The sequence below is a fragment of the Lapidilactobacillus bayanensis genome (assembly GCF_003946695.1).
Classification (GTDB): Bacteria; Bacillota; Bacilli; order Lactobacillales; family Lactobacillaceae; genus Lapidilactobacillus; species Lapidilactobacillus bayanensis.
The window spans coordinates 1-19120 of record NZ_RHOX01000008.1 but is presented as its reverse complement, the minus strand read 5'-3'; the positions used below and the strand labels follow the sequence as shown (position 1 = coordinate 19120).

Genomic DNA, 19120 nt, shown 5'->3' with positions numbered 1-19120 from the left:
ATTTTAATCCATACATATCTTGTCAGATGGGACAATGTTTCAAAACGGTCACCAGATTTTCTGGTCAAGCAAAATATCCAAGTAAGGAGTATGACAAATGACAAACGTTAATTGGAAGAGCGTGGATTGGAAAACGACGATCCGCGAATTTATCATGATCACACTCGGTGCCTTAATCTATGGTTTCGGTTTAGTTGCGATTAATATCAAAAATGACTTAGCAGAAGGTGGCATGACCGGTGTTACCTTAATTTTACGAGCGTGGTGGCATTTAGATCCGGCCTACTCAACAATCTTTTTAAACATTCCGCTTATTATTCTAGGCTATCATTTTTTGGGCCGTAAGGGAATGATCTACACCATATATGGGACTTTAGCCTTATCAGGTTCACTGTGGATCTGGCAACGCGTTAGTTTTATCCCTAATATCAATTTGCACCACGATTTATTTATTGCTGGTGTGTTAGCCGGAATTTTTGGCGGCTTTGGCTCTGGTTTAATCTATCGGTTCGGTGGAACTACTGGTGGTAGTGATGTAATTGCCCGCATCCTTGAGTTGGAGCGCGGTATTCCCATGGGTCGAACTTTACTGGCAATTGACGTGATCGTGCTACTAACGTCACTCACCTATTTAGATATTGAACACATGATGTACACGTTGCTCTCTTCATTTGTCTTCTCCAGGATTGTGGATGCCACTCAAGATGGTAGTTACTCTGCCAAAGGTTTGCTGATTATTAGCGAGCAACATGAGGAAATTGCGCAATCGTTAATGGACGAATTGGAACGCGGCGCAACGTTTTTAAGTGCTGAAGGTGGCTATCAACACGATAGTCGGCCGATTGTTTACTGTGTGGTTGCGCCTAATGAAGTTGTGCAAGCTAAGAAGATCATCATGCATCTTGATCCGCACGCCTTTGTCTCAATCATTGACGTCCATGAAGCTGTCGGTGAAGGCTTTACCTATTTACGTAAGCCAACTCGTAATTTGCTAGCCCTACACACCAATAAGAAATAACTATGACGGAATCGGGAAAAGCTCGATTCCTTTTTCATTGTCGAAAAACGAAAAGATGTTACATCAAGCGTTGCGCCCTCACAGATTTAATAAGAGATCCTGAAATTCATCATCTTCCGGCACTAATTTCAAATATTGTTGCAAGGCTAACTTTAATTCATCTGACAAACCTTGTGCTTGTAGGAAAAGTACCATTTGCTTCATGAACTGTGGATTATCTTTTAAATTAGGATATGCGATAAAATAATTCTCTCGTGCTTGTTCAACATCATCCAGTTGATCATAGGCTTGCGCTAATTCCCAATTCACTTGCGGATCTGCTTCATCTTCTTGTTCAGCAATTGGCGCTAACAACGCCACACTCTCTTGATCACGCCCAGCCTGTAAATAGTACTCACCCAACATTAAACGCAGCGGTTGCGCCTCTGGATCGATTTCCAGGCCATTTTTAAGCAAGTGCTCAACTTGATGCTTGGCACCAACCTTGGCAGCTGCTTTCGCGCCCAGACGATATAATTCCAAATTAAATTCGTCATAACCTAACCCTACTTGCGCCGTTTGCAAAGCTTGTTCGTAACGGCCCAATTCAGATTGACTTTGCACTAGTGGCCGATAAAGCGCACTATAATCAGAATTTTGTTGTTGCAAACGCGTCAACGTTTGAACTGCCTTTTCATCATTGTGAACTTGTTGATACAACACACCCAATTCAAAAAGTTGTTCGTCAGTCGCAAGCGTTGCGGTCAACTTCTCATCAATGGCAATTGCCTCTTCATATTGACCTAAACCTGAAAGACATTGAGCTAAACGTTGCTGAATTGAAACTTGGGCTAAATAATCAACGCCGGCTTCACTTAAACTTTCAAAATAGGGTAATGCCTCTTGATAACGACCGAGACTCAAATACAATTCACCCAAAGCAAAATCAACCACTGGCTCATCGGGCAATAATGTCTTTGCTTCTAACAATTTTTGCTCGCTAACTTCTGGTAAATTTAACGATTGGTAAAGGTCAGCCGCAGTCAGCAAACTTTGCGGATAAACTTCAGAATCCTGAGAAATTTGATCCAACTGCAATAAGGCATCATCCGTTTTGTCATCGCTAATCGCAAGCTCCGCTAAAATCAAGCGCACATCATCCGCATCAGGATATTTCACCAACAATTTATCAGCAATTCGCCGTGCTTGATTATTGAAACCCAGCGCTTGTAATTCCTCGGCTAAACTAAATAAAGTTTCATCGTCATCATGCCGCAATGCCGCGGCAAATTTTTTCTTTGCTTCATCTAAATCTTGATCATCTAGCGCCTGCAACATTTCTTCAGAATAAGTCATAAACTACCCCACTATTTTTAGATGTTTTAAATTAACGTGCAATTAAACTAATCCTATTAATTATAACGAATAATTAACAACGGTGCTATTGTCGCACCTTCTTAGTGTCAAGTTTCAGTAATAATTTAACTTGCTGAATAGTGAAAAATTGATATGGTGGTTCTTCGTGCCTACGGGAAATACGCTGGTGGAACGCTGTGGGCTCGACTTTAAGCCAATCTACGATTGTCTCAAAGCTCGGCCTTGTCGTAAGCGATAAATCGCAAACGACAATTTCACAGCTGACCGCGATTTCCCTCCGGCACTGACAAAAATGTGTTAGTGCAGCTTGAATGCAAATTTGTGCTTCTAAAAATTGGAAGCAATTCAACCACTCGTCAATTCAGCACTTGCGCAAAGGTTGCCATCTCACTTGTTTAGTGAGGAAAAATAAATACCGCTCAGTGGTGAAATTGTTGTTAGTAATTTATTACTTACAACAAGACCTGTCTTGAAGACAATTTTGCAAAAATTGGCTTCAAGCAGTGTCCACCACGTTCCAGCGAAAGTATTTATTTTCCCTCACGATACCCCCCACGTTTTATATGCAACCTTTGCGCAAGCGCGAAGAACCGCAAAATAACAGTTTTAGTTTCCACTCTTTTAAAAAGTAACGTTCCAGCGACTAGTATTTATTTGCCGCCACGGTACCCCACACGTTCCATATGCAACCTTTGTGCAAGCACGGAGAACCACCACAAAACAGTTCTAGCCTTTAGCGCATTAAATTAGAAGACCCGCAAAAAAATAAGTCGACAAAAAAAGCCGACATTAGCGTCGGCCTTAGTACTTCAATAAAGTGTTAAATTCTTATTTAACAGCATCCTTCAAAGCCTTACCTGGTTTGAATGCAGGTACAGTGCTTGCAGGGATTTCGATTTCAGCACCGGTTTGAGGGTTGCGGCCTTTGCGAGCTGCACGTTGACGAACTTCGAAGTTACCAAAGCCGATCAATTGAACCTTCTCACCCTTAGCAAGTGTTGATTGGATTGAGCTAAATACGGCGTCAACTGCTGCAGTTGCGTCTTTTTTAGTCAAGCCAGTCTTTGATGCTACGTTATCGATCAATTCTGCTTTATTTGCCATGGATTTCACCTCCTGGGACAAGCTTCAAGAGCTTGCGCATTTCACTTTTGATTAATCAAAAATGATGAAACAATGATGCTTTTCAATCACTATTCCATAACTAAAGTTACCATAGAAACCCCTATTCTACAAGGTTTTTTTGCAAAAACAAGCGATATTTATTGCCACATTAATTATTGAAATGTTTTTCAAGAAAAAATAAATCATTAACGCGTTATTTACAGAAAAAACGGCCGTAATTCGTGCAAATCAGCGCCGAGCACCATTGATTCGTCATTCCCATCAAAAAGTTAACTCAAATTAAACCCCGACTTTGCCAACTTATTTACGTTGGCGAGGAATTAAATGAATTGGGGTTCCTGAGAAATCAAAACTAGCGCGTAATTGATTAATTAAGAAACGTTGATACGAAAAATGGAACAGTTCCGGATCATTAACGAAAGCAACAAAGGTTGGTGGCTTGATGGCTACCTGTGTTAAGTAGTAAACGCGTAGACGCTTGCCTTTAACTGTTGGCGTTGGTGTAATGGCCACGGCCCGCAATAAAACATCGTTCAAAACTGAGGATTGAATTCGGCGTTGTTGATTGACTGAAACGGTCTTGATCATATCAGGCAAGACATTCAAGCGTTGTTTCGTCAATGCGGATACAAACACAATTGGCGCATAATCCAAGTATTGTAATTCAGCCCGTAACTTATCCGTAAACTTTTGCATTGAATAAGTATCTTTTTTGACTAAATCCCACTTGTTAACCACGATAATGATGGCGCGGCCAGCCTCATGGGCATAACCGGCAACTTTTTTATCTTGTTCTCGTAGACCTTCTTCACCATCAATGACGAAGAGTACCACATCCGAACGGTCGATGGCACTTTGCGCCCGCATCACCGCATATTTCTCCGTTGATTCCCAAACTTTACCACGTTTACGAATTCCTGCGGTGTCAATCATCGTGAATTCTTGGCCATCATCATCTGTGAAACGGGTATCGATTGCATCACGAGTGGTGCCTTCAATCTCAGAAACGATGACGCGATGTTCACCCAAAATTGCATTCACTAATGATGACTTACCGACATTAGGGCGACCAATTAAACTAAATTTAATCGTGTCGTCTGCTTCATCATCTTTTTCAAGCGGGAACTTAGCAACAATCGCGTCCAGTAAATCACCTAACCCGGTCCCTTGAGCGCCAGAAACAGGAATGGGATCACCAAAGCCTAAAGTATAAAAATCGTAAATATCTTGGCGCTGTTCGGGATTGTCAGTTTTGTTGACAGCCAGAACAACGTCTTTCTTAGCTCGATAAAGGATCTGTGCGACACGTTCGTCAATATCGGTGACGCCTTCGCGAGCACTAACCATAAAGACGATCACATCTGCCTCTTCAATGGCAATTTCGGCTTGCGTGCGAATCTGATCGATAAATGGTTGATCTGTAAAATCAATCCCACCAGTATCAATCATGCTAAAATCGTGGTTCAACCAAGAACCATGGGCGTAAATCCGATCACGAGTGACGCCAGGTGTATCTTCAACAATAGAAATACGCTGGCGAGCAATGCGATTAAAAACCGTCGATTTGCCCACATTAGGCCGACCGACAATGGCGACGACTGGTAATGCCATATTAACTCACCTCACAACATAATTTTAAATTTCGTAGTCTCATAAAAAAGGAGTCGGACCAGATAAAGGTCCCAACTCCTTTTATCATATCATTAACTTAACCGAAGTTCTGTCAACAATCAAGCTATCATCACAATGATCGTTTAATTATTTATCAGAATCGTCTTCGATGTTCTTCATAGCATCGCCTAATAATTCACCGAAGCTAAAGCCTGTATCTGTTTCTGGCAAAACATAATTCTCATCGCTATCATCTGATTTAGACTTAGCATCGTCATGATCATTTTCACCAGCTGGCTTTTCAGTCAAAGCCTTGATTGATAATGATAAACGATGATCTGTTGGATCAACACTCAAGACCTTAACCTTAACATCTTGGCCTTCTTTAAGAACGTCATTAGGTGTGGCAATATGTTGATGAGAAATCTGTGAAATGTGAACCAAGCCCTCAATACCAGGGGCAACTTCAACAAAGGCACCAAAAGTCGTCAAACGTTTAACTTTGCCGTCAATAGCTGCACCAACCGGAGCAACCTCAGTAACTGAATCCCAAGGTCCTGGTTGTAAAGCCTTCATTGATAATGAAATCCGGTTGCGATCTGCATCAACACTCAAAACCTTAACCTTAACTTCATCGCCAACCTTGAGCACATCACTAGGCTTGTCGACACGTTGATGAGAAATCTCAGAAATATGAACTAAACCGTCAACACCACCAAGATCGACAAAAGCACCAAAGTTAGTTAAGCGGGCAACTTTACCAGTGATTTCATCTCCTGGTAAAATCTTAGCAAATAATTCTTCGCGCTTAGCTTCTTTCTCTTTTTGAACTAACTCTTTACGAGATAAGATCAAACGGTTCTCACTAGGTTCGATTTCGACAATTTTGACGTCAAATGCTTGACCAACATATTCTTTCAAATCATCAACATAGTGATCTGAAACCATTGAGGCTGGAATAAAACCACGAACGCCAGCATCAACAACTAAACCGCCTTTAACAACTTCCTTAACAGTTACAGGAACTGCTTCACCAGCCTTAAATTTAGCTTCGATATCACTCCATACTTTACGTGCTTCCAAGCGACGTTTCGACAACAAGTAGCTACCATTTTCCTTATCATGACCAATGCTAGCAATAACGACGAGATCTAAAACGTCGCCAACATTAGCTTGCTCCTCGATAGTAGCGTTGCGATCGCCTGTAAGTTCTTTCAATGGAACAACGCCTTCGACACCTGTTCCTTGAATGCCAACAACTAATTGACCATCATCAATGGCTAATACTTCACCTTTAACGACGTCACCAATTTTGACTTCATGTACACTGTCGAGTGCTTTTTCCATTTCGCTTTGACTGTAATCTTGCTCTGACATAATTAATCCTCCCACGCTATAACATCATATTAATTTTAGTTGATATTGCATCAACAAGCTAGTAAAAAGTGTTAAAACCTGCAAAATTCATTATTTGGCAATATTTGCCAGTTCAACTATACGTTCAACCACTTCTCGAATACTCAAATTGGTTGAATCAATCTCAATGGCATCAACTGCTTTAGTTAATGGTGAAATCTGACGATGTGAATCTTTATAGTCACGTGTTTCGATTTCTTCTTGCAACTTCGCCAAAGGGGTCATAATCCCTTTTTGAATATTTTCTTCGTAACGTCGGCGCGCCCGTTCACTGGCTGAAGCAACCAGAAAAACTTTAACTTCGGCATCTGGCAACACCGTCGTACCAATATCACGACCGTCCATGACGATATCATGATCCCCAGCAATCTTACGTTGTTGGCGAACTAACTCTTCACGAATCTTTGGTAGCGCCGACACTTGTGAAACGTTATTGGTAATCTCTGGGGTGCGAATCGCCAAGGTAACATCTTCACCATTGAGAAAAACCAGCTGGCCGCTAGCCACTGGTTTAAAACTAATTTCTGACTGACTTAACTCGGCGAGAATTTGTGTCTCGTCACCATAATCAATCCCATATTCCCGGGCCAAAACGGTTGCAGCACGGTACATCGCACCAGTGTCACAATAAACGAAACCCAATGATTGGGCAACTTTTTTAGCGACAGTACTCTTACCTGCTGATGATGGTCCATCAATTGCAATTTGCAATGAACAAAAGCCTCCTGCTAGTTAATTATTTAACACGAATCGTTTGACCAGGTGCAATAGCAGATCCGGCTTGTAAGCCATTCAATGCTAATAATTCATTAAGGGTCAAACCATGGTTAACCGCGATTCGATACAAGTTGTCTCCGGCCTTGATTGTATAAGTTCCTGCCGTTGAGGTGCTTGTTGACGCAGAAGAGCTCGAAGAAGATGATGCTTCACTTGAACTTGAACTACTTGGTGCGACACTGACTGAACTACTACTTGAGCTACTTGAACTGCTAGAAACAACTGAGCTACTACTTGAACTTGATGATTCGGTAATCTCTTCACTTGAAGAAGCTTTAGAAGAGGAAGATTTCTTTGAACTGGAACTCTTCGACGACTTCTTAGAACTTGACTTCTTTTCTGAGCTAGAAGATTGCTTCGATGACTTCTTGGAACTGACCACGATCTGGGTCCCATTGTTATTACTGCTGCCTTGCGCAGAAACCCATGCCCAAATTGTCGTCCCAATTACTGCCAATAAAATAACAACTAAGATCGAAACGAAAACTTTATTACTCCGATCACGTTTCTTACTGGCAACACGTGATAATTTACCATCTTCATCACGGTCATTATCAAAGCTATTCTCCCAAGGGCGTTCAGGATTAGTTTCATTCTGATTGTTCTGATCGTTTTTCTCATTATCATGATCTTTACTCATAACTGACCCTCCATTTGTTTATGTTTAATTTTATCATAGTCCAGCCCAGAATAATTTAAAAACTACTAAAGAATCCGGACTTTTTTAATCATTTTTCTAAGTTGAATCCCCAAACAGCAATCAAGATGACGACTTATCTGGCAAATTAACGAATAACTGCGTCCAAACCTGCGTCGGTGTCAATAAATTGACCGTCGGTGTGGTTGCTGCGACCAATGTTGGCAAATTGAGCCGTTGCAAAAGTACGCTTAGCGATTGTGTTTGCGATGTGCTGCAACAAAGCGCATCATGCTGAATCACCTTGGGCTCATGATCGAAGTAATCACAAACTTGTTGCCGTAAACACGTCGTTGAGTTTAAGAACTGCCAAAACTGCTGTAGCTGCAACTCGCGCACTTCCTGTGTCTTAGTTAAGGTGGCGATGACATCCGCTTCGGAAAAATTAGCCCGTTGATAAGCCTTAAGGACCGCTAATTGACCGCTAGAATTTTGCAAGGTTTCATCTAAAATCTGCTCATAAAAGTGAGTCACTGTTTGCGGACGAATTTGGTTTAATTGGCGCCGCGTTTGTAACCGTTGGTAATCATTTTGGCTGACAAAAATTAAAGTTAAGGCTTGCTGCTCATCGCGACCGGCACGACCGATTTCTTGTAAATAATTCTCGAAGTTTTCCGGCATATCATAATGAACTAACAAGCAAACATTGTCCTTGTTAATCCCCATGCCAAACGCACTCGTTGCTACCACGACGTCTAATTGATCAGTCATGAACAGCTGTTGAACTTGCTGCCGTGCCAAATTATCTAGCCCCGCATGGTAAAAAGCAACCTGCCGCTTAGTTGTTTCGGCAATTTTTAAAGCTAATTCTTCGGCAGTCTTACGGGTGGCAACGTAAATTAACGTTGGCCAGCGCTGTTCCAATAACAATTGCAGTCGCTGCCACTTTTCTTCATCGCTGCTCACAAATTCCGTCCGCAAATACAAATTGGGACGATCAACAGAAGCACGGTAAATAAAAACGGACTGCTGGGCAAATAATTGCTGCACAATATCTGCACAAACCTGATCTGTTGCCGTCGCTGTTAAGGCCAAAGTCACTTGCGGTTGTAATTGTTGCTGCACTTGGCCCAGACGCAAATAATCCGGACGAAAATCCGGCCCCCAACTCGAAATACAATGCGCCTCGTCAACCACAAATAACCCAATCGTTATGTTTTGCAAATAACGTAAAACTTGCGGTTGGCAGAGCGTCTCTGGAGCCATAAACAAGAATTTATAATCCACCAAATGAGTCAAAATATTGCGGCGATCTTGCACATTTAAGCGACTATTTAAAACCGCCGCTTTACCTAAATGAGCCGCCTGAATTCGCGCCAACTGATCAGACATTAACGAAATCAAAGGACTGACAATAACGAAGAGACCGTTCAAATGGGGCGCGAGGAATTGATAAATCAGCGACTTACCGCTACCGGTTGGTAAAACTCCTAGGGCATTTTGACCAGCAAGAATCGCCTGTAACAATTCTTGCTGCCCCGGACGAAATTGCTGAAAGTTAAACCGTTCGTGTAATTCAGTTTGTAATTTAATTGTGGTACTGTTTAAATCAGTCATCTTGCACCCCCTGCCTTAATTCTTGAATCTCCAGCAATCGTTGTCCAAAATAACTTTCCGGATTTGCAGCTACCAATTGTTGTAATCGTGGCTGGTCAAAATCAAAATCTGGCATCAAAATTGCAGCTTCCAATAAATGTTCTAATAAGGTGCTTTCTTTTTGATAGCTGTGCTGCACAATTTCTGACCATGGTTGTCCTGACCGCCACAACTCGTAAGTACGCGTCGATCCTAGAGATAAAATCGTGGTGGGAAATTGAAAAACCTGGCGTAGTGGTGCTGATTGAGGGAATTGCTGAACTTTTCGCAAGAACGCGCTCAGGACCGTCACCCGTGCTAATATTAATTCTGAAGCGGTCAAACTTAAGCTAAGACTGAGCTGAAAGTCCGACACCCCAGGATAAGAACTACTTCGTAATGAATTAACCAATAAATTAGCCTGATTAGGTGTTAATTGTGCCGTCGTTGCGCTTAATTCCTCAACAAATTGTTGTTGCTGCGTCCGACCGCAACGATAAAACCAGTGGCGAATTTCATTTTGAACTAACGGCTGTGTTGCCAGTGGTGTATAGTGCGCGTGGTGATGTTGGTAATTGCTGATGACTTGAACGCTTAACAACAACCGTTCCCACTGCAACTGCCAATCACCATCCTGCCAATAATTATAAGTTGTCGGCCAAAATCCCCGTTGTAATAATCGTGCTTGAACAACTTGGCCTAGTGAAGTTAACTGAATTGTTTTATCCGTTGCTTGAATTTTAGCATAGTGCTGTTCAACTAGTTGTTGCAACGCTGCTTGATAATCGTCTTGGGATAGTTTAGGATAAAAATGAAAATAAGGAAGCAATTGATAAGCTAAACCAGCAGATAAATTGGAAACGGTGCGTTTACCTGTCAAGAGATAATAGATCGCTTGATAACGCCGCGCTTGCTTAGAAAATAACGGTAAAAGTAAATTTGCCTGCAAAATAACACCACCAAAGAGGAAACAAAATGTATACTAAAGTACTTTCAGAACAATGCATTGCTTGTGGCCTGTGCCAATTAAAAGCGCCAGAGATCTTTGAATATGACGAAGATGGCGTTGCTTATGTTAAATTGGATAATAATTTAGGCACGAAAGAAATCCCGCTACCATTATTAGCCCAGTTCAAAGACGCCTACACGGCTTGTCCCACTAGTGCCATTCAACGACGCGACACTCCTTTCCCTAAGGATAACAAAAAATAATTTGAAAGCCAATTTTATCTGATGATGTGGCAACTAAAACTGCTTTGTTGTGGTTCTTCGCGCTTGCGCAAAGGTTGCTGATAAGACATGCGCGTTGTCGTGGCGGCGAAATAATACTTGGTGCTGGAACGTAGTGGGCGTCGATTTGAGCCGATTAAAGTACAAATCGTCTCAAATACGAGCCTTACTGTAGTCGATAAATCGCCAACAATAATGTCACTACTGAGCGGTATTATTTCGCCACCACTAATCTGACAAGATGGCAACCTTTGCGCAAGCGCTGAATTGACGAGTGGGTGAACTATCTTCCAATTTTGAGAAGTACAAACTTTGAGAAGTAAAAACTTGAAGTTTAGTTGTACTAACGCACTTTTGTCAGTGCCGGAGGGAAATCGCGGTCAGCCGCGGCATTCTTGTTAATGGTTTACCATTTACAAGAAAGTTTGTATTTGAGACAAATTGGTCCTTGATTTGGCTCAAATCAAACTCGCAGCGTTCCACCAGCGTATTTTTCGTAGGCACGAAGAAGCACAACACAACAGTTTTAGCACTTTACAACAAGCCCAGCTAAAAAAGGACCTAAATCTATTTTCAGATTTAGGTCCTTTCATTTAAGAAGAATTATTAAATTTTTTGTTTTGGTTCAATTTTGCTTTTTATTTTTACTAATTCAATTGCCGTAGTACTCGACAAGGATTGCCGACGGCTAAACTATTAGCCGGAATATCTTTGGTGACTACACTGCCAGCACCGATCACACTATTGGCACCAATCGTCACACCGGGTAAAACTAAAACACCAGCAGCGATCCAGACATTATCTTCAATGGTAATTGGATGTGTATACTCTAAACCGGCCAAGCGCTGTTTAACGTCCAAAGCATGTTCTTCAGTAATTAGACAAACATTCGGCGCGATGAAGACATTATTGCCGATGGTAATTTTGCCCGAATCCAACAATTTACAATCAACATTTAAAAAGAAATTATCACCGACTGTGGTATTAGAACCATATGTGCAAAACAACGGTTGTTCCACAACACAATTCTGACCAGCGTGTCCGAATAAATCTGCAATCGCCATTGTTCGTGCAGTAATATCTAGCGGATTTAACCGGTTATAAGCGGTTAATTTTTGCTTCGTCACTTCGCGCTCTGCAACTAACGCTGCATCCGCTGGTTGATACAACAATTCCGCCAATGATTTCTCTTTTTCCGTCAATTCAGCCATTGTGATGACTCCTATCTCACTTTAATGATAGTTTCTTAGCAAAGCTCACTAAGAAACTTTTGATGTTCGTGGCGGTGTCCATTCAACTAAGGCAAAATTCACCTAGTTGAAACATGGCCCTATCTCACTTTAATGATAATTTCTTAGCAAGACCCACTAAGAAACTTTGATGTTCGTGGCGGTGTCCATTCAACTAAGGCGAAATTCGCCTAGTTGAAACATGGCCCTATCTCACTTCTATTGATAGTTTCTTAGCAAGGCTCATATCCTTTAGATTATTGGCGTTGATTACCTTGTCGCAGTAACCATGGTCCAATCTTAGTGTAAATCAGTGTGAATAACGCTGTGACAAGCGCGCCTTTAATTAAGTTGAAAGGAACAATCGCAATCAAGACATACTTCAAATAATCCATCCCGATTTTGAAACCACTGACTTCAACATACAACGGTGTCAAAATGAAATAGTTCATCACTGCCATCACGAAAGTCAAAGCCAACGTGCTGCAGATGATCATACCTAAACGCTGCCACCATTTTGATTGTCGCTTCATAAAGAAAGCTAACACGAAAATCAAAGTTAAACTGGCTGTAACTGATCCCAGCTCACCAATTAAAGATGGCGCCGCAAAACCGGTCATGACTAAATGTAGAAAAGCACGAATTAACGCCGTACCAACTGCACCACTGACACCAAATAAATAAAGTCCACATAAGACAATTAAGTCACTGAAATCCAATTTTAAAAATGGAAATCCTGGTAAAATCGGTATTTCTAACAACATTACCAAATAACTCAACACGCCAAACATGCTAATACCAACCAACGTCCGTAACTTATGATCACGCACAAAAACCGTCTCCTTTAACGGTCGTCTCCGGTTTCAGCCCTACTCTCCATTAGCAACTAACTTACTAACCTGGTTAACTTTATTAAGCGAGTTACTAATTTTTGCGCAAAAAAACTGTTAGTCAGGGACTAACAGTCAAATTGTCTACACAAATAAGACTGTCTTCTTTCATCTAGACTATACTATCGGTATCGGAATTGCACCAATTCGGCCACATCGCTGTGGGTCGCGGACTTTACCGCCGGTCGGGAATCACACCCTGCCCTGAAGACAAACCAAATATTTAATTACAAGTTAACTATACCAAAACTCACCCAGAGAAGCAATGAAAGCCATTTAATTTAGAGCGCGAAAAGCAACGGGTTGGTTGCGTAGCTCTAACTAGAAAGCACAGCTGGGTGACAACCCAGATGGGATTTTTAGTTAGACATAGCAATCAGTTGCTTTGAGCACGTTTCAAAATCAGAATACTGCTATGATTGTTCTTCTTCGTGCCCACAGGAAGGTTGCACATGAAACATGGTGAAGGTCGTGGCGGGAAATAAATACTTACGCCGGAACGTAGTGGGCATCACTTTAAGCCAAATCAAACCCAATTTGTCTTAAAGCTGAGCCTTATTTGTAGGTGATAAATCACCAACAATAATGTCACTACTGAGCGGTATTTATTCCCCGCCACTTGACAAACGAGAGGGCAGCCTTCCTTCGGCACTGAATTAGCGAGTGGTTGAAACACGCTCAATTTTAGATGTGGAAATTTACAGTCAAGCCGCACTAACACACTTCCGGCACTAACCAACATGCGTTAGTGCAGCTTAACTGCAATTGTGTACTTCTAAAAAAGTTTGAAGTAATTCAACCACTCTTCAGCTAAGTGCTTGTGCAAAGTTGCCCGCTTACTTGATTAGTGGCGGTGAAGAAATACCGCTCAGTGGTGAAGTTATTGTTGCAGCTTTAGCTGTTTACAATAAGGCTCGCATTTGAGACGATTTGTACTTCAATCGGCTCAAATCGACGCCCACCACGTTCCAGCGCAAAGTATTTCTTCGCCGCTACGTCACCCACCATATTCTATCGGCAACCTTTGCGCAGGCGCGAAGAAGTACAAGATAAAACTGAGGAAAGCTATCAAAACTGCTATTTCTTTTGCCCTCGTGCTAATTCTAAAAGACGTTCAACTTCACTGTTGCTTAAACGCCGTGCTTCACCTGGTTGTAGGCCGGTCAAATCAATGAACGCCACTTGTTCGCGTTTCAATTTCATCACGGAATGATCAACATCGCGTAACATTAACTTAACTTGGTGGTTCATCCCTTCATGAATAGTTAAGCCGACGAGCGCTGTGTTTTTAGCTTGATTCCGATTTTCAATCCAAATTTTGGCTGGTGCGGTTTTACGGCCGTGGATTGAAACACCCTCCCGCAATTTCTTCAGAGCAGCCGCATTCGGAATGCCTTCAACTTTGGCAAAATAAGTTTTATCAATTCTAAACTTCGGATGCATTAACAAGTTAGCTAACTCGCCATCATTGGTCACCAATAGTAAGCCAGACGTATCGTAATCTAAACGACCAATTGGATACAAGCGCGTGTCTTTATCAGCAAAATAATCAGTCACGACTTTCCGATGTTTATCATCACTAACAGCCGAAATAACGCCACGTGGTTTATAAAAGGCATAAGTGACTGTTTTTTGATGTTTGTCAATCGGAACGCCATCCACTTCAATTTTAACTTTAGGGTCAACTTTGGTACCTAGCTCACGGATAATTTCACCGTTAACGGTCACCCGGCCAGTCTTAATTAATTCCTCTGCTTTGCGCCGTGATGTTACGCCGGCGTTCGCAATGACTTTTTGTAGTCGTTCTTCAGTCTGTGTCGGTTTCATTCAAATGCCTCTCTTCTGCAGCCTGCTCAGGTTGCTTATCCTTGAAAAATAAATCTAAATTCCCACTGGCATCATATTGCCCAGTGTTAAATTCTGAAAGTTCTGGCAATTCGTCCAATGAATTAAGACCAAAATAATCTAAGAAATAATCTGTCGTCCCATATAAAATGGGGCGGCCGGGTACATCTTTACGGCCAGTTTCTGCAATCATTTGCCGTGCAACTAAGGTTTGCAACGCACCAGCACTGTGCACGCCGCGAATTTGATCAATATCAATTCGCGTCACCGGCTGTTGATAGGCCACAATTGCCATCGTTTCTAACGCAGCCTGACTTAAGCTAGTCGGTTGATGCTCACTGAAATATTGATATAAAATCGGTGCAAACTTTGGCTTAGTCGCGAGTTGATAAATATCATGATGATGGATCAGTGTTAACCCACCATCATGAGTTTCGTAAAAAGCTGCCAGCTCCGCTAATAATTGTCGCAACGCACTTACATGAATGCCGAGAATTGAGGCCAAGTTACTTAAGGCAATGCCATCATCGCCTAGTGTATATAAAATACTTTCAATTTCACCTTGGTACTGAATCAAACTGCCACGTCCCCACTCACAAAAATTTCATCATCAGATATTGCTTGAAAACAAGTAATCACTTTGTTCTTCATTAACTCCAGGCACGCTAAAAACAAAATAATCACCTGTTCGCGACTAACAGGTGTCTGTAAGAGTTGAGAAAATTTCAAGTGCTGTTGTTCAGCAGTACTAACCCGCTGTTTAACCCAATCCTGAGCCTCTTCTATTGAAAAAACATCACGATCAATCGTTTGATTAACAAAAGCTTGATCTTGAGCCTGTTTAGTTAACAAATGGGTCAGCGCTGCTGCCATTTCTGTGGTGGTCACAAGTCCCTTGGGCAACGGCTTAACCGGTTGCTTCGGTAGCACACTCGCTTCCTTAGTAAAATAACGTGACCGTTCGCGAGCTTTCTTGCTTAAATAATGACTCACCTCTTGATAAGTCTGATAAGCCAACAATTGATCAACTAATACTTGGCGAGGATCTTCTGATTCAATCTCGCCTTGATCAAGTTGCTCAACTTTTGATTGCGGTAATAACAACCGACTTTTAATTGCCATCAAAGTTGAGGCCATGACCAAGTATTCACCGGCCACATCTAATGCCAACCGTTCCATTTCATTCAAGTAGATTAAATACTGATCGGTGATTTGGGCAATTGGAATATCATAAATGTCGATCTCTTGAGTCTTAATCAAATGTAATAATAAATCTAGCGGTCCGGCAAACTTGGTTAATTGCAGTTGTAATTCCTCTGTTGCCATCAATTAGTCCTCAGTATCTGTTGGATCGACAGATTGACTCTGATGCTGTTCCCAGGCCGTCAGTAGATTACTCATGCTCATTGGCGCCATAATGCGTTTATCTGCATAAACGTTGTGTAAGGCGTCTAAAACAGCGAACTGACTGTCCTGATGACGATAGTCTGGCGTAAAAGCTAAATGGCGCAACAAAATAAAATTATCATCCAACTCCACACCACAAATTCCAACAAAGTCACCCTGGTGGTTCTTCCAAAGATAGAGTTGCAAATTATCTTCCGAATTATACGATTGTAGTTCTGCAGACAGGCGATCAAAATCTTTTAAATCTGGTGTGTACGACAACAACCCCAGTGCAATTTTTTGATAATCCTGCTTATACTTCACTAACATCTTATGCCTCCGTTACTTCTAACCCGCTTAATCACGGGGATGTGACTTTTGATAAACATCTAATAATCGCTGTTGCGTAATATGTGTGTAAATTTGAGTCGTAGAAATATCGCTATGACCCAATAATTCTTGGACAATTCGCAGGTCGGCACCATTTTCTAACAAATGGGTAGCAAACGAGTGCCGCAGTGTATGCGGCGTCACATCTTTATCAATTCCAACCTGCGCAATATATTTCTTGATCATTTTCCAAATCGCTTGCCGTGATAAACCTCGGCCGTGAAAATTCAGAAATAGTGTTCCTTCATAATGTTGCGTACGAATTAATCGCGGACGACTATCTGTTAAATAACGTTGCAAATAATCAATCGCCACGTCCCCAATCGGCAATAATCGTTCCTTATTACCTTTGCCAACCGTTTGAATTAATTTCATTTCTAAATGTAAATCTGACAATTGTAAATGAACTAACTCGCTAACACGCAATCCGGTGGCATACATGACTTCGAAAATCGCGCGATCACGTAATCCTAATGGTTTATCAATATTAGGTGCCGCTAACAACTGCTCGACTTCAGTCATCGTTAACGCCACTGGTAAATGGCGACCGCGTTTAGGCGAGGGAATGGTCTCCATTGGATTATGCTTGATGATACCATGCGCCAACAACCAACGGTAAAAATGACGCAAGCTGGAAACAGCCCGCATGCGACTGGATTCAGCTTTTTTCTCAACAACTAATTGATTTAAGTATAAACTAAGCACATCTGGATCTTCACTAAATTGCTCAAGTTCTTGCGCCGATAACCAATTGATGTAGTGCACCAAATCGCGACGGTAACTGGCAATACTGTTATCAGCCAAGCCTTGCTCAATCGTTAAGGAACGTAAATAATCGTTCAGTGCGTTATTCACGATACGCCAGACCTTTGTCAGTTAACTTAGTGCCGCTAAAATCGGTTGTAATTAAGCGATGTTTCAACAAGTTACCCAATGCCCGCTTAAAAGCACCCTTACTGATTCCAAAATAATTCTTAATCTCAGCAGGATCACTCTTGTCTTGGTAAATAAATGAATGTTGCGGATTTTGTTGCAAAACAGCCAGTAACATTTTAGCATCATCTTCGATTTCGACAAAGGCAAATGGCTTTAGACTAACTGATAAACGGCCATCTTGCATTTTACCAATCACGCGACCCGTTACCTTTTGTCCTAAACGTGGCTCATCTTCACGTTCGCTCTCATGTACAAAGCCTAAACGGTCGTCATCTAGCAGTAAGAAGGAACCAACACGTTTTGCTAAATAAACGGTTCCGCTAACCGACTCATTACGTTCAAAGCTCGCTGAAAAATGACCAATTGCCTTAAAGAGATCATCATTGGCCAATTGCGCCCATAACCGATTCTTGTGATCAGTTTTCAACCCCACCATCAATTGATCATCTTTTTGCGGCCACAATTCATGTTGCAATGGTAAATCATCTAACGACAAAACAATATCTTTATCTGGCAAACCAATGTTGATGAAGACGCCTAAATCACGACGCACGTCAACAACTGTCCCATAAGCGTAACGATCAAATCCGACCGCGGGTACTTCAGTCGTAATCACCCATTGGCGCTTTATATTTTCATAGACAAAGCCAGTGATTTCGTCTTTTAATTGCCAATTTTCTTTTTTACTATGAACGTGTAATGTTTCCCCATCAACTTGGGCAAAGAATTCACCATCGTCATTCTTGTCACTAATTGTTGCCGTCATTATTGAACCTGAATTTATCATTTCTACCTCACAATCGGTCTATTACCGAATTCACTAACATTAAGAAAACATAAGTCATGCCCGATGCAATCACCGGACCAGCTGCAACACCGCGAAAAACAACCACACCAACAATCGTGCCAAAAACTAAAGCCACAGTAATTTCCGGACTTGTTGCCAAAAGTCCCACACCACGTGCTGACAAAACAGCCACTAAAATACCACAGGCCACCGCAATGTAACCAGCTGGTGTTTTAAAGGCATTGAGCAAATCTTGAAAACCGATTTTACCAGTTGCAATCGGCACTAAAATGGCAATCGAAATAATGGTGACACCCCAGTTAATCCCCTGTGCACCAATTAAATTGAATAAACGTTCTGATTGCGGTAATAGTTTAATTACCAGCACTACTGCTGCCGCAATGATCAATGACTGATTGTGACTCACCAACGCCACGGCCAGAATCAGGCCGAGGAACAGCCAACTTTCCAAATGGTTCACCTGCTTCCAGTAAATGAACTATACGCTCATTGTACCAAAAATCAACGTTTCTGTATATGTTGCTAAAATATACTGAGTGGCGAACCCTAAAACTGTTATGCCACAATTCTCCGTGCCTACAGAAAATACGCTGGTGGAACGCTGCGAGAACGACTTTAAGCCAAATACCAGCTTTCTTAGAAGTGCTAAATCCTAAAACTACTTTGTCGCTGTTCTTCGTGCCTACGGGAAATACGCTGGTGGAACGCTGCGAGTATTGATTTGAGCCAAATCAAAGACCGATTTGTCTCAAATAATCGAGTAGGAGGTAATTGATTAATTCAATTACCGACCTCTCACACCACCGTACGTACGGTTCCGTATACGGCGGT

Annotated in this window: 20 protein-coding genes and 1 riboswitch; of the genes, 3 read left to right on the top strand and 17 right to left on the bottom strand. The window is 41.7% G+C overall.

Annotated features, from left to right (window positions below):
• Positions 1–97 precede the first annotated feature (97 nt).
• The gene (locus tag EKM65_RS04280) at positions 98–1018 is read left to right on the top strand and encodes a YitT family protein (protein WP_225420395.1); all 921 of its coding nucleotides are present in this window, start codon (positions 98–100) and stop codon (positions 1016–1018) included.
• Between the two features lie 78 nt (positions 1019–1096).
• Here EKM65_RS04280 and EKM65_RS04275 read toward each other — a convergent pair whose 3' ends face one another.
• The 8 genes from EKM65_RS04275 to EKM65_RS04240 form a co-directional block, all read right to left on the bottom strand.
• On the bottom strand, positions 1097–2353 hold the full coding sequence (locus EKM65_RS04275) for a tetratricopeptide repeat protein (protein WP_125605832.1): 1257 nt from the start codon (positions 2351–2353) through the stop codon (positions 1097–1099).
• Between the two features lie 849 nt (positions 2354–3202).
• Positions 3203–3478, bottom strand: coding sequence for an HU family DNA-binding protein (locus EKM65_RS04270; protein ID WP_057754915.1), 276 nt, complete (start codon positions 3476–3478; stop codon positions 3203–3205).
• A 321-nt stretch (positions 3479–3799) separates the two neighbouring features.
• A complete protein-coding gene (der, locus tag EKM65_RS04265) occupies positions 3800–5110 on the bottom strand; it encodes a ribosome biogenesis GTPase Der (RefSeq protein ID WP_125605830.1) in 1311 nt (436 codons plus the stop codon).
• Between the two features lie 147 nt (positions 5111–5257).
• The gene (gene rpsA, locus EKM65_RS04260) at positions 5258–6487 is read right to left on the bottom strand and encodes a 30S ribosomal protein S1 (RefSeq protein ID WP_125605828.1); all 1230 of its coding nucleotides are present in this window, start codon (positions 6485–6487) and stop codon (positions 5258–5260) included.
• A gap of 90 nt (positions 6488–6577) precedes the next feature.
• Entirely contained in the window at positions 6578–7237 is a 660-nt protein-coding gene (gene cmk / locus EKM65_RS04255) for a (d)CMP kinase (protein ID WP_125605826.1), read from the bottom strand.
• Positions 7238–7262: 25 nt separating this feature from the next.
• Entirely contained in the window at positions 7263–7943 is a 681-nt protein-coding gene (locus tag EKM65_RS04250; protein ID WP_125605824.1) for a LysM peptidoglycan-binding domain-containing protein, read from the bottom strand.
• A gap of 120 nt (positions 7944–8063) precedes the next feature.
• Positions 8064–9557, bottom strand: a complete 1494-nt coding sequence (locus EKM65_RS04245; RefSeq protein ID WP_125605822.1) for a RecQ family ATP-dependent DNA helicase — start codon at positions 9555–9557, stop codon at positions 8064–8066.
• Positions 9550–10524 (bottom strand): hypothetical protein, encoded by a 975-nt coding sequence (locus tag EKM65_RS04240; RefSeq protein WP_125605820.1) that lies wholly within the window; start codon positions 10522–10524, stop codon positions 9550–9552. Before EKM65_RS04240 ends, EKM65_RS04245 begins: the two co-directional genes overlap by 8 nt.
• A gap of 26 nt (positions 10525–10550) precedes the next feature.
• On the opposite strand from EKM65_RS04240, the gene EKM65_RS04235 reads away from it, so the two are divergent.
• A complete protein-coding gene (locus tag EKM65_RS04235) occupies positions 10551–10787 on the top strand; it encodes a ferredoxin (protein ID WP_125605818.1) in 237 nt (78 codons plus the stop codon).
• 117 nt (positions 10788–10904) lie between these two features.
• Positions 10905–11042: a hypothetical protein gene (locus EKM65_RS11180; RefSeq protein WP_164506809.1), complete on the top strand. Its 138-nt coding sequence runs from the start codon at positions 10905–10907 to the stop codon at positions 11040–11042.
• 410 nt (positions 11043–11452) lie between these two features.
• Here EKM65_RS11180 and EKM65_RS04230 read toward each other — a convergent pair whose 3' ends face one another.
• The 9 genes from EKM65_RS04230 to EKM65_RS04190 form a co-directional block, all read right to left on the bottom strand.
• Positions 11453–12016: a sugar O-acetyltransferase gene (locus EKM65_RS04230; protein ID WP_125605816.1), complete on the bottom strand. Its 564-nt coding sequence runs from the start codon at positions 12014–12016 to the stop codon at positions 11453–11455.
• Between the two features lie 275 nt (positions 12017–12291).
• Positions 12292–12864 (bottom strand): ECF transporter S component, encoded by a 573-nt coding sequence (locus EKM65_RS04225; RefSeq protein WP_125605814.1) that lies wholly within the window; start codon positions 12862–12864, stop codon positions 12292–12294.
• Positions 12865–13020: 156 nt separating this feature from the next.
• A riboswitch (FMN riboswitch) is annotated at positions 13021–13140 on the bottom strand.
• Positions 13141–14001: 861 nt separating this feature from the next.
• A complete protein-coding gene (locus tag EKM65_RS04220; RefSeq protein ID WP_125605812.1) occupies positions 14002–14751 on the bottom strand; it encodes a pseudouridine synthase in 750 nt (249 codons plus the stop codon).
• Positions 14732–15343 carry an SMC-Scp complex subunit ScpB gene (gene scpB, locus EKM65_RS04215; protein ID WP_125606011.1) on the bottom strand — a complete coding sequence of 204 codons (612 nt, stop codon included), beginning with the start codon at positions 15341–15343 and terminating at the stop codon, positions 14732–14734. The genes EKM65_RS04220 and scpB overlap by 20 nt, the downstream gene beginning before the upstream one ends.
• Positions 15343–16095: a segregation and condensation protein A gene (locus tag EKM65_RS04210; protein WP_125605810.1), complete on the bottom strand. Its 753-nt coding sequence runs from the start codon at positions 16093–16095 to the stop codon at positions 15343–15345. Before EKM65_RS04210 ends, scpB begins: the two co-directional genes overlap by 1 nt.
• Positions 16096–16098: 3 nt before the next feature.
• Positions 16099–16485, bottom strand: a complete 387-nt coding sequence (locus EKM65_RS04205; protein ID WP_125605809.1) for an N-acetyltransferase — start codon at positions 16483–16485, stop codon at positions 16099–16101.
• Between the two features lie 27 nt (positions 16486–16512).
• Positions 16513–17400 carry a site-specific tyrosine recombinase XerD gene (gene xerD, locus EKM65_RS04200; RefSeq protein WP_125605807.1) on the bottom strand — a complete coding sequence of 296 codons (888 nt, stop codon included), beginning with the start codon at positions 17398–17400 and terminating at the stop codon, positions 16513–16515.
• The gene (locus EKM65_RS04195; protein WP_225420393.1) at positions 17393–18247 is read right to left on the bottom strand and encodes a CvfB family protein; all 855 of its coding nucleotides are present in this window, start codon (positions 18245–18247) and stop codon (positions 17393–17395) included. Before EKM65_RS04195 ends, xerD begins: the two co-directional genes overlap by 8 nt.
• A 28-nt stretch (positions 18248–18275) precedes the next feature.
• On the bottom strand, positions 18276–18740 hold the full coding sequence (locus tag EKM65_RS04190; RefSeq protein ID WP_125605804.1) for a DUF441 domain-containing protein: 465 nt from the start codon (positions 18738–18740) through the stop codon (positions 18276–18278).
• Between the last annotated feature and the right edge of the window lie 380 nt (positions 18741–19120).

Coding starts and splice junctions, on each gene's coding strand:
- EKM65_RS04280 (WP_225420395.1), top strand. CDS start 98: ATGACAAACGTTAATTGGAAGAGCGTGGATTGGAAAACGACGATCCGC.
- EKM65_RS04275 (WP_125605832.1), bottom strand. CDS start 2,353: ATGACTTATTCTGAAGAAATGTTGCAGGCGCTAGATGATCAAGATTTA.
- EKM65_RS04270 (WP_057754915.1), bottom strand. CDS start 3,478: ATGGCAAATAAAGCAGAATTGATCGATAACGTAGCATCAAAGACTGGC.
- der (WP_125605830.1), bottom strand. CDS start 5,110: ATGGCATTACCAGTCGTCGCCATTGTCGGTCGGCCTAATGTGGGCAAA.
- rpsA (WP_125605828.1), bottom strand. CDS start 6,487: ATGTCAGAGCAAGATTACAGTCAAAGCGAAATGGAAAAAGCACTCGAC.
- EKM65_RS04250 (WP_125605824.1), bottom strand. CDS start 7,943: ATGAGTAAAGATCATGATAATGAGAAAAACGATCAGAACAATCAGAAT.
- EKM65_RS04245 (WP_125605822.1), bottom strand. CDS start 9,557: ATGACTGATTTAAACAGTACCACAATTAAATTACAAACTGAATTACAC.
- EKM65_RS04235 (WP_125605818.1), top strand. CDS start 10,551: ATGTATACTAAAGTACTTTCAGAACAATGCATTGCTTGTGGCCTGTGC.
- EKM65_RS04230 (WP_125605816.1), bottom strand. CDS start 12,016: ATGGCTGAATTGACGGAAAAAGAGAAATCATTGGCGGAATTGTTGTAT.
- EKM65_RS04220 (WP_125605812.1), bottom strand. CDS start 14,751: ATGAAACCGACACAGACTGAAGAACGACTACAAAAAGTCATTGCGAAC.
- EKM65_RS04210 (WP_125605810.1), bottom strand. CDS start 16,095: ATGGCAACAGAGGAATTACAACTGCAATTAACCAAGTTTGCCGGACCG.
- EKM65_RS04205 (WP_125605809.1), bottom strand. CDS start 16,485: ATGTTAGTGAAGTATAAGCAGGATTATCAAAAAATTGCACTGGGGTTG.
- EKM65_RS04195 (WP_225420393.1), bottom strand. CDS start 18,247: ATGACGGCAACAATTAGTGACAAGAATGACGATGGTGAATTCTTTGCC.